This is a genomic window from Nocardia carnea (assembly GCF_029868855.1).
Lineage (GTDB): Bacteria > Actinomycetota > Actinomycetes > Mycobacteriales > Mycobacteriaceae > Nocardia > Nocardia carnea_A.
In genome coordinates, this window is record NZ_JARWOV010000336.1 from 1 (window position 1) to 4,377 (window position 4,377).

The 4,377-nt window shown below is 69.6% G+C and carries 1 protein-coding gene; it reads right to left on the bottom strand.

All coding sequences use genetic code 11. The features are described 5' to 3' along the window. On the bottom strand, positions 1-4,230 hold a 4,230-nt coding region (locus QH195_RS33960), incomplete at its 3' end, for an amino acid adenylation domain-containing protein (RefSeq protein WP_280438415.1). Between the last annotated feature and the right edge of the window lie 147 nt (positions 4,231-4,377).

Sequence of the window (4,377 nt, forward strand, 5' to 3'; positions counted from 1 at the left end):
CTGGCTCACCTGCGGCTGCGCCAGGAACGCGGATTCGATCTCCCCGAGCTCGATGCGCTGACCACGGAACTTCACCTGGAAATCGGTGCGGCCCAGATACTCCAGGACCGGCCGGTCGTCGACACGCTGCCAGCGCACCAGGTCGCCGGTGCGATACATCCGCGCACCCGCGTCGAACGGGCTCGCCACGAACCGGTCCGCGGTGAGATCGGGCCGGGTCACATAGCCCCGGGCGAGCTGGTCGCCCGCGAGATACAGCTCGCCCACGACACCTTCGGGAACCGGCCGCAGCCGGCCGTCGAGCACGTACACCCGCGAGTTCCACTGCGGCACACCGATCGGGACACTGCCGGCTTCGTCGCCCGTGGCCTGCCAATAGGTGATCGACACCGCGGCCTCGGTCGGGCCGTACAGGTTGTGCAGCGCCGCATCCGAGACGGCCTGCATCGCGGTGACGGTTTCCGGGGGCAGGGCCTCACCGATCACGAAGACGTGTTCGAGACCGGGGATCGAACCCGCCGGGGTGTAGGCGGCGAACACCGTCAGCATCGACGGGACGAAATCCGTCACCGTCACGTTCTGCTCGGCGATCACCCGCGCCAGGTACGCCGGGTCGCGGTGGCCGTCGGGGGTGGCGACCACCAGCCGGGCGCCGGCGGCCAACGGCAGGAAGTAACCCCACAGCGACACATCGAACGTGGTCGCGGTCTTCTGCAGGTACACGTCGCGGGCGCCCATCGGGTACTGCGCCAGCATCCAGGCCACCTGGTTGACGATCGCCGCATGCGAAACCGCCACACCCTTCGGGCGGCCCGTCGAACCCGACGTGAAGATGACGTACGCGGTGTTACCGGGTCGCACCGGCCCGAGCCGGTCCGTATCCGTCAGCGGTGCCGCGTCGAAGCCGGCGATGTCCAGCGCATCCAGCGCCAGTACCGGCACACCTGTCCCCTCGGGAACAGCGCCGGCATCGGCGGTCGTGGTCAGGACACAGACCGGCTGCGCGGTATCGAGCACATACCCGATCCGCTCGGCCGGATGGTCCGGATCCAGCGGCACGTACGCGCCGCCCGCGGTGATCACCGCGTACATTCCGACCACCAGATCCAGCGACCGCCGCAGGACCAGGCCGACCAGCGACTCCGGACCCACGCCCTCGGCCACCAGGACCCGGGCCGTCCGGTTCACCCGCGCGGACAGCTCCGCGTAGGTCAGCTCGGCGCCTTCGAAGGACACCGCCACCCGATCCGGATGCTCGGCCACCGCGCGGGCGAACCCGTCCAGCAGCAACGCCGGCGCGAGCGGATGCTCGGTCGCGTTCCACCGGCGCAGCACGGTCTCGCGCTCCACGGCGTCCAGCAGCTCGATATCACCGACCGCTACGCCCGGGTCGGCGACGAATCCGCTCAGCACCCGCACGAGCCGGTCCGCGATCCGCCGGACCTCGGCCTCGCCGAACATGTCCTGCCGGTATCCGGCCCGAACGCGCAGCGTGCTGCCCAGCGAGGCGACCAGGGTGAGCGGATAGTGCGTGGCGTCGACGCCGTCGAGACCGGTCACCGCCATACCGTCGATATCGGCGGCCTGCGCCTGGATACCCTCGGCATCCACCGGATACGACTCGAACACCAGCAGGGTGTCGAACAGTGCCGCCATCCCCGCCGCCGCATGGATATCGGCCAGGCCCACGTGGTGGTGGTCCAGCAGATCGGCCTGTTCGGCCTGAACCCTCGCCAGCAACGCCCGCGCGGACTCACCGGGTTCGAACCGCACCCGCACCGGGATGGTGTTGATGAACAACCCGACCATGGATTCCACGCCCGGCAGTTCCGGCGGACGGCCGGAGACGGTGGCGCCGAACAGCACATCGTCGCGGCCGGTCAGCTGGCCCAGCAGTATCGCCCACGCCACCTGCAGCACGGTATTCGCGGTGACGCCGATTTCGGCGGCCAGCGCGGTGATCCGGGCGGTGGCCGCGCTGTCCAGCTCGAACACGTATTCACCCGACAGCGTGGTGATCTCGTGCGCGGAGCCACCCGTGGCGGGGCGGGCGAGCAGCGTCGGCTCGTCGATCTCCGCGAGCGCGGACCGCCAGGCATCCAGCGAAACCCGGCGATCCTGCCGGTCCACCCATTCCAGGAAGGTCCGGTAGGAACGAACCGCCGGCAGACCGGTGGTATCGGCATGGAGGGCGTACAGCGTCAGCAGATCCCGCATGAGCAGCGGCATGGACCAGCCGTCGAGCAGAATGTGGTGGTTCGACACCACGAACTGCCAGGTGTCGGCTCCGGTCTTGATCAGCGTGAACCGGAGCAGCGGCGGTGCGGCGAGATCGAAACGCCGCAGGCGGTCCGCCTCGACCAGATCGTCGGCGGTGCCGGTGCTGCTGCGGTCGTATTCGGTCCAATCGACCGGCAGATCCTTCAGGACCACCTGGACCGGGTTGCCCTCGTGGTTGGTGACGAAGGCGGTGCGCAGATTCTCGTACCGATCGACCAGGGCCTGTGCCGAGGCGCGCAACCGAGTCGCGTCCACTCGGCCGGTCAGGGTCAGCACGACCTGGCCGGTGTACACGTCCACCGACGCGGCGGCGAGCTGGGCGTGGAACAGCATGCCGGCCTGCATCGAGGACAGCGGCCACATATCGGCGACCGGCATCGGGAAGCGCCGTTCGATCCCGTCGATATCGGACTGCGACAGGGTGACCATGCCGAAATCGGAGGGGGTGTGCCCACCGGCGCCCGCGGAATTCGCGTGCCGGGCGACGGCTTCCAGTGCCTGTGCCCAGAGCTCACCGAACTCGCGGACCTCGTCGGCCCCGAGCAGGGTGGTCGGGTATCCGATATTCGCGGTGAACTCGTCACCGACGACGACGGCGTTGATATCCAGCAGCGCCAGGGCCGGCATATCCGCGTCGAATGCCGCGTCCACCCCCAGATCGGCCGGCAACCAGCCGAAATCGCGCATCTCCGCGGGGATCTCGCTCGCACCGGCGGAACGGCCCAGATAGTTGAAGCTCACCTGCCCCGGCAATTCGGCCGGCAGCTCGCCCGCGGTCCGCGGGTTCAGATGGCGCAGCAGCCCGTAGCCGATGCCCTTGTCCGGCACCGCGAGCAGCTGTTCCTTCACCGCTTTGAGCGCCGCGCCCAGCGACGGTCCGCCGGCGAGCGCGTCCTCGATATCGATACCGGCCGGTGTGAACCGCACCGGGAACACTGAGGTGAACCAGCCGACGGTATGGGACAGATCGGCGCCGGGCACGACCTCTTCCTCGCGGCCGTGACCCTCGAGCCGGATCAGCAGCGGATCGTCGAGCGCCGCGCCGGGCACGCGCCGGGCACGCCAGGTGGTGGCGGCCAGGACGAGTGCGGTGAGCAGGCCGTCGTTCACCCCACCGTGGAACAAAGCCGGCACGGTGGTGAGCAGCGCCTGGGTGACCTCGGGCGATACCCGCACCGCGTGGGTTTCGACCAGTGCGGCGGTATCGACCGCCGGGTCCAGCGCGCGCTCGGCCAGCAGCGGATCGGCGGTACCGGCGACGGTCTGCCAGTACTCGAGTTCGGCCTCCCGCTCGGCGCTGTGCGCATGCTGCTCGAGCGCGTGCGCCCAAGTCCGCATCGAAGTGGTCGGCTTCGGCAGTTCCGGGGTCTGCCCGGCACTGTGCGCACCGGCGGACAGCACGAAATCGGGGAGCAGGATGCGCCAGGACACACCGTCGACCACCAGGTGGTGGGCGATGACGACCAGGTAGCCCGCCCGATCGGCGGTATCCGGTTCCAGCCATGCGAACCGCACCACCACGCCGTTCGCCGGATCCATCCGGTCCAGCGCGGCATCCGCGGCGGCGGAGGCGATCGCGGCGATCTGTTCATCGGTGGCGGCGGCATCGAAGACGGTGTGGTCGATGAGCGCATCCATATCGACCGATCCGGGCTCGGTCGTCTCCAGAACCCATTCGCCGTCCACGAGGGCGAGGCGCGACCGCAACATATCGTGCCGGTCCAGCACCGGTCCCACCACCGCGGCAATGGTTTCGCGGGTGACACCGACCGGCAGGCCCAGCGGGGTCAGCTGATGGAACCGCCCGAACGCGCCGAAGCGGTCGACCATGGTCCGCACCACCGGGGTGAGCGGCATCCGGCCGATCCCCCCGCCCGGCAGTTCGGGCAGGGTCCGCACCACGCGGTCGGTGGCTTCCGCGAACTCGGCGACCGACGCCAGCCCGGCCACCGTGCGCTGAGCCGGCGCCGGGGGGCCGCGGGACGCGGGCCCCCCACCCCCCCCGCCGGGGCCCCGGGTTGTTGGGTATTTTTTGAAAAAAAGGCGAAAAGAGGGGGATTTAGACAGGGTTTAACACGGGGGTTGTGTTCACGGGGG